Source organism: Streptomyces europaeiscabiei (assembly GCF_001550375.1).
GTDB classification, from domain to species: domain Bacteria; phylum Actinomycetota; class Actinomycetes; order Streptomycetales; family Streptomycetaceae; genus Streptomyces; species Streptomyces europaeiscabiei.
Map to the genome: position 1 here is coordinate 1 of NZ_LRTR01000791.1, position 5,506 is coordinate 5,506.

General features: G+C 70.1%; 7 protein-coding genes and 1 pseudogene. 3 read left to right on the forward strand and 5 right to left on the reverse strand.

Annotation, left to right across the window (positions count from 1 at the left end):
- Positions 1 to 587 precede the first annotated feature (587 nt).
- From AWZ10_RS38835 to AWZ10_RS38845, 3 genes are all read right to left on the reverse strand, one after another.
- A complete protein-coding gene (locus AWZ10_RS38835; protein ID WP_046705962.1) occupies positions 588 to 1,049 on the reverse strand; it encodes an NUDIX hydrolase in 462 nt (153 codons plus the stop codon).
- Between the two features lie 74 nt (positions 1,050 to 1,123).
- Positions 1,124 to 1,309, reverse strand: a complete 186-nt coding sequence (locus AWZ10_RS38840; protein WP_046705961.1) for a hypothetical protein — start codon at positions 1,307 to 1,309, stop codon at positions 1,124 to 1,126.
- 103 nt (positions 1,310 to 1,412) lie between these two features.
- Positions 1,413 to 2,498, reverse strand: coding sequence for a hypothetical protein (locus tag AWZ10_RS38845; protein ID WP_159058520.1), 1,086 nt, complete (start codon positions 2,496 to 2,498; stop codon positions 1,413 to 1,415).
- Between the two features lie 228 nt (positions 2,499 to 2,726).
- Here AWZ10_RS38845 and AWZ10_RS38850 point away from each other — a divergent pair, with 228 nt between their 5' ends.
- Positions 2,727 to 3,722 carry a helix-turn-helix domain-containing protein gene (locus AWZ10_RS38850; RefSeq protein ID WP_234361195.1) on the forward strand — a complete coding sequence of 332 codons (996 nt, stop codon included), beginning with the start codon at positions 2,727 to 2,729 and terminating at the stop codon, positions 3,720 to 3,722.
- Positions 3,723 to 3,733: 11 nt separating this feature from the next.
- Here the strand turns inward: AWZ10_RS38850 and AWZ10_RS51935 are convergent, their stop codons facing one another.
- Positions 3,734 to 3,871, reverse strand: a complete 138-nt coding sequence (locus AWZ10_RS51935; protein WP_159058521.1) for a hypothetical protein — start codon at positions 3,869 to 3,871, stop codon at positions 3,734 to 3,736.
- Positions 3,872 to 3,978: 107 nt separating this feature from the next.
- Between AWZ10_RS51935 and AWZ10_RS38855 the strand changes: the two genes are divergently transcribed.
- Both AWZ10_RS38855 and AWZ10_RS38860 read left to right on the forward strand, forming a co-directional pair.
- Positions 3,979 to 4,215, forward strand: coding sequence for a hypothetical protein (locus tag AWZ10_RS38855; RefSeq protein ID WP_060893383.1), 237 nt, complete (start codon positions 3,979 to 3,981; stop codon positions 4,213 to 4,215).
- A gap of 90 nt (positions 4,216 to 4,305) precedes the next feature.
- Positions 4,306 to 4,683, forward strand: a complete 378-nt coding sequence (locus AWZ10_RS38860; protein WP_060893384.1) for a hypothetical protein — start codon at positions 4,306 to 4,308, stop codon at positions 4,681 to 4,683.
- 204 nt (positions 4,684 to 4,887) lie between these two features.
- Here AWZ10_RS38860 and AWZ10_RS38865 read toward each other — a convergent pair.
- Positions 4,888 to 5,506 (reverse strand): annotated as a pseudogene (locus AWZ10_RS38865) (hypothetical protein); the annotation flags it as partial.

The following is a 5,506-nucleotide window of genomic DNA, read 5'->3' on the forward strand; positions in this document are numbered from 1 at the left end:
TCTCCGGCCGCAGGGCGAAGCCGACCCCCGCGGCGAGGCCGACCGCGCCGGTGGCGGCGAGGAAGGCCCTGCGGTCAGGGTTGGTGGCGGCGGCAGCGACTGAGCGTATGCGCGACATGGCGCGGTCTCCCCGAGTGCGAACGCGTCGGAAGTGGTCGCGGGGGCCTCCGGCCGGGGTGCGGCCGATGGTGTTTCCCGCTCGTACTTGATGCTTGGCAGCCGGGGTGGCCTGGACGTTAACGAGGCGGCAACGGGCGGCGCCGATCACCGTACGTGGATCTCCGGGTACGGTGCGCGTCCACCGGGCGTTTCCGAATGTGAGCGGGAGTGAGGGGAAGCGGTCACTCCCTGTTCACTTGGCGGGGTAGAGCACCCATTCGCCGTGGGAGCTTCGGTGAACGCGGGCGGGCGGGTTCGACTTCGCGAATGCGTGGGTCCGGGCTCGCCTTCGGTGGATGCGTGGGTCCGGGCTCGCCTTCGGTGAATGCGTGGGTCCGGGCTCGTCCTCGGTGGATGCGTGGGTCCGGGCTCGTCGTGGTCGCTCGTGCCCGCGCGACGGAGCCGCGTATCGATGCGGTCGCGCGCCCCTACAAGCTCGCCGTCAGTTCCAGGTGGCCGTTCTGGGGGCGTTCCCTCCACAGACGCAGTCCTACGTCCACCAAGTCCACCCGCTCCAGGTTCGGGACCTCGTCCAAGGGGTGCCAGGCGGCCATGTCCGTGGAGCCGTTCGTCTCGTGGCGGAGGTCGCCGCCGGTGACGCGGGCCTCGTAGACGATGCGCAGGGCCTGGAAGTCGACACGGGTGCCGAGGCGGCGGGGGTCCTCGCGTCTGTTGGTGCCGATGCCGAGGAGAGTGGTGGGTTCGACGGAGTAGCCGGTCTCCTCGACCGCCTCGCGGACGACCGTGTCGTACGGGTCCTCGCCGTGCTCCATACCGCCGCCGGGCAGGGTCCATTTCCTCAGGCCGTCCCGGGAGACCCAGCGGGCCAACAGCAGGTGCCCGTCGCGTACGCACACGGCGTAGGCCGCCACCCTCAACTCCTCGCGCATGCGCAGACGTTACCCAACGAGCATGGCGAAGGGGCGAGTGCTCCCCAGTGACACTCGCCCCTTCGCCCGCCGGATCACCCGTCGCGGTGACGGTCCCTCCGTCGGCGGCCCGTCTCGCTCAGGGCGAATCCCGCCGCCGCAGCCAGGCAGACCGGAATGGTGACCGACCAGCCTGTGGTGACACCGGTCCAGGTCACCACGGCCAGCAGGAACAGAGCGGTCAGCACGGCTGTGAGCTGGTTGCCGGGCCTTCGGGCCATGTGCGTCTCCTTCCAGGAATGACCGACAGCACGTTGGCCCGTCCCCCCGTAGGACGGGCCACCGCACGTCAGAGCGACGCGTGTTGCGTCGACGCGGGGAACATCAGCAGGAGTACCGCTTCCAGCCCGCGATGAAGCCGTCCCAGTCGATCTTGATCTCGACGCACTTCTTCTCGTTCTCCGCGAGGGCGAAGGTCTTGCGGATCTTCGAGCCGACAGCGATGACGCTGGCCATGCAGCCGACGCGGATCCACGGCACCGGGATCCGGTTGCACATGAAGGTCATCGCGGCGGTCACACCGAAGATGCCTCCCTTGGAGTCGACGGCCTTGACCTCGCTCTTGCTGAAGCGCACGTAGACGTACCAGCCGTAGGAGATCTTCGGGTCGGCCACCACCGGGAAGGTCGTGTCACTGGTGAAGGCGACGGACTGGACGATGGTGTCGCCCTCGATGCGGTAGTCGGTGGGCACCGCGTTGCCCAGGGCGTCCTTGGCCCACGGGGCCTCGACCTGGCCCATCACGACGTTTATCTTGCCGTCGCCGTCGAAGTCGACGGTGCCGGGCTCGATCTCCTCGTCGCTGGCGTTCTGCTCCAGCAGTTCCCTGGGCACATCGGCCGCGTCCATCTCCTGGACGACCTCGATGGTGCTGTTCTCGGTGTTCTCCACCAGGCTCGCGCCGGCCGGGAGGTCGAGGTCGAAGCGGTACTCGCTCGGCGCCGTCGACTTCTTGATGTTGACCAGTGCGCGGACCGCACCGTCGGAGGTGAGCTGGACGGCCGTGGCCGAGGTGGCAGCGGTGGTGTCGTAGTAGATCGTGCCGCTGTCCGTCTGCTGCGCCGTGCCGAGGCCGGAGCCGGGCAGGCTGACACCCAGGGTCGTACCGGTGTTGTTCTCCTTCAGCGTGACGGGGGCCGTGGAGCTGCGCGGCACCTCGATCACGCCGGCGGAGGAGTCCGACACGGCCACGCTGTCCACGTCGTTCAGCTCGGCCTTGAGCAGATTGGAGACACCCGTCGCCCTCTCGACCTGCTTGCCGACCGTGTCGAGCGGCTCCACATGCGGCTTGTCCGGCGGGACGATGATCGCTTGGGCGGGGGTTGCCGTGGCCAGGACGGAAACCGTGATCGCCCCGATGACGGTGCTGACGACACGACGCCGTGTGGATCTGGTCTGCTTCGACGACACGTAGAACTCCAACTCCAGGCGGATTGGTCCGGGTTCGCTGCTGCTGCTTCGCCCCGCCCTGATCTTCGACTCACGCAGAAGCCGTGCGCCAGGCCTGAAGGGTGGCCGCGACGAGCCGTGGCACCTGCGTGCCAGCCCTGTCGTGTTCGCCACAAGGTCGCAGATCCACCGCGAAATCCCCCCGGATCGAACTAGGATTCTCCTTCCGGGGGAAGAGGGGGTGAGGGGGTGAAAGGGCCGACCGTGCTGGGTGCGTTTTTGGAATCGGACACCGAGGCCGTCCGCGTCTACCGGAGCCTGCTCACCAATCCCTCCTGGACGCTGCAGGACGTCCAGCGGCACACGGGTCTCGCCGAGGAGGACGTGCGGGCGGCCGTGCGCCGGCTCGCGGACCTCTCCCTGTTGAGCCCGGTCACGGACAGCACCTTCCTGCCCATGAACCCCGAGACGGTCTTCAGTCCGGTACTGCGCCGCCTAGAGGCCGAACTGGACGCACAGCGGGCACATCTGTCGAAGCATCAGGCCACGGTCGCCGAACTCGCCACCGAGTACGCCGCCCTGGGTCTGCGTCACACCGCCGGCGCCGATCACCTCGTCGGCGTGGACGCGGTCCGCTCCGGGCTGGAGCAGTTGTCGCGGGACGCGGTGCACGAGGTCTGCACCTTCACACCCGGCGGCGCCGTGAGCGCGGCCGGCCTGGAGTCGGCCCGCCCCCTGGACGAGGAGTCCTTCGGCCGGGGCGTACGGATGCGGTCCGTCTACCTCGACAGTGTCCGCAACGACCAGGCCACCTCCGAGTACGCGGCCTGGCTCACCTCCAAGGGCGGCCAGGTGCGCACCGTCCCGGCGCTGCCGATGCGCATGATCATTTGCGATCGCGAGGTCGCGGTCGTGCCCGTGAACGCCGAGGACAGTCGGCAGGGCGCCCTGGTGGTCCGCTACCACGGAGTCGTACGGGCCCTCGCGGAACTCTTCGAACTCGTCTGGGCGCAGGGGGTGCCGTTGGGCGAGGAGACCAGGCCCTCCGCGGAGCACGAGGCGAGCGATCGGGACCGCGTCCTGCTGAAACTGCTGTCCGAGGGGATGACCGACCAGGGAATCGCCCGCAAGCTGGGGATCTCTGTGCGTACGATCCGACGGCTGATGTCCGACCTGATGAAGCGGCTGGACGCGCAGAGCCGGTTCGAGGCCGGGGCGGAGGCCGTGCGGCGGGGCTGGCTCTAGCCGAGCCGGCTCTAGCCGACGGCGGGGAACGGCACCGCCCGGCGGGCCGGGGCGCCGTGGACGACGCCGACGCGGTGGACGACGCCGAGGGCGACGCCGTGGAGCGTCTGCCCGTTGCCGCGGCGGGCATGCTGGCACCGTCCTGCCATGGCCGCAAGAGGCCATGACAGGAGCTCTACGATCTCCCCCCGATCCGCCATGATCAGTCGTGCCCCGCAGCGGGCATGTCATGTACCCCACACGAAAGAGGAGCATTGTGCATTCCTCGACGAGCTCTCGGCGCCTCAGCGTCCTCGCCTTCCTCGCCCTGGGCTCCGCCGCGGCGACCCTGATCCTCGGCATCGCCGTGGGCGCGTCGGCGGGCACCCGGCTGGTCGCCGAAGACGGGCTGCCGGACATCGTCAAGCCGAAGGACCCGGCCACGGGCAGCATCGAGCCCGGCGTGATCGTTCCCGGGCACAAGGTGACATGGACGTGGGACGACAAGGAGTGACGGGCTGACCGCGCGGACTCGTGCCACGCCGAGCCGCGGATCGGACCGAAGCCCGGCTCAACAGGACACCGACACCCCAGAGGATCCCCCATGAAGAAGCGGCATCTCGCAGCCAGCGGCATCCTGGCCCTGGCGGCCGTCGCCGTGGCGCAACCCTCGGCCTCGGCAGCCACCCTGAGCGTGAGCAACGCGGGCGCGCGGGCCTCGTACAACACGACCACCTCCGTGCTGGAGGTCTGTGACATCGACGGCGCGGACGGCAAGCGCGCGGTCGCGACCCTGGAGCGGAGCGGCACGGTCATCCAGCTGCTCAGGCGGGTGTCCGACACCAACGGCGCCGACAACAGCTGTGCGCGGGCCACCGTGCCCGTGACCTCCGGCTCCACCATCGTCCTGACCGTCTGGGTACAGGTCGGCGCCTCGGGTGCGCCCGAGGACAAGGTGAGCAGGCAGCTGAGGCTGTCGTAGCGGCCCGGAAAGCCTTCCGGTGCCTCACGGTCCTGCCGGTGAGGTGCCCCATCCTGTTCGTGACGGCCCGCCGGTTCTCCGACGGGCCGTTTTTCCGTGGCCGGGGAGAGGCCCGGAGGCAGATGCGGCTGGGGGCGCGGCGCCCGGCCGAGGGGGGCGCCCGGCCGAGGGGGGCGCCCGGTGCCCGCCTCCCCTCGGCCGTCCTCACTCACACGCCGAACCCCCCGTGCCGGACAGCGCCTCCTCGATCCAGGCCCGGTCGCGGGCGATGTCCGCCTCCTTCGTGGTCCAGATGTCGGGCTGGGCACTGTCGTGCGGGATGCCGACGAGGACGTGGTCGCCCTGCTTCAGCCGGGGGTCGACGTCGTGGTCCATGGGGAAGACGATCCGGTCGTCGCCCTTGTCCGGCTTGATCCAGCGGTCCACCTCGACCGTGATCCGGTCCTGCTGGGCGCCGGTCACGGGTTCGACCTCGGTGACGGTGCCCTCGACGATGAGGCGGGCACAGCCGACATATCCCTCAGGACTGAGCGAGGCGGAGCCGTCCCCCCTGTCGCCGTCCTCCAGGCTGTTGCCCCCCTTGGCCGACTCGTCGGAGGCAGCCGAGTCCGCCGACTTCGAGCTGTTCACCCCGGCGCCGCTCTGCACGACGACCCAGCCCACGCCGAGGACCACGGAGGCGGCCGCGGCGGCGGCGAGGGTACCGAAGGTGATCTTCAGGGCGCGCCGGGCGCGGTACGGCCGCGGCAGCAGGGGCGTCACCGACGTGGTGGGGGCCTGCGCGGGCCCGGACACGCGCCCGGAGTCCGTCTCGGCACCGGCC

Excerpts from the sequence above, each read along its gene's own strand:
- AWZ10_RS38840 (WP_046705961.1), bottom strand. The coding sequence starts at position 1,309 with ATGGCCCGAAGGCCCGGCAACCAGCTCACAGCCGTGCTGACCGCTCTG.
- AWZ10_RS38860 (WP_060893384.1), top strand. The coding sequence starts at position 4,306 with ATGAAGAAGCGGCATCTCGCAGCCAGCGGCATCCTGGCCCTGGCGGCC.
- AWZ10_RS38835 (WP_046705962.1), bottom strand. The coding sequence starts at position 1,049 with ATGCGCGAGGAGTTGAGGGTGGCGGCCTACGCCGTGTGCGTACGCGAC.
- AWZ10_RS51935 (WP_159058521.1), bottom strand. The coding sequence starts at position 3,871 with ATGGCAGGACGGTGCCAGCATGCCCGCCGCGGCAACGGGCAGACGCTC.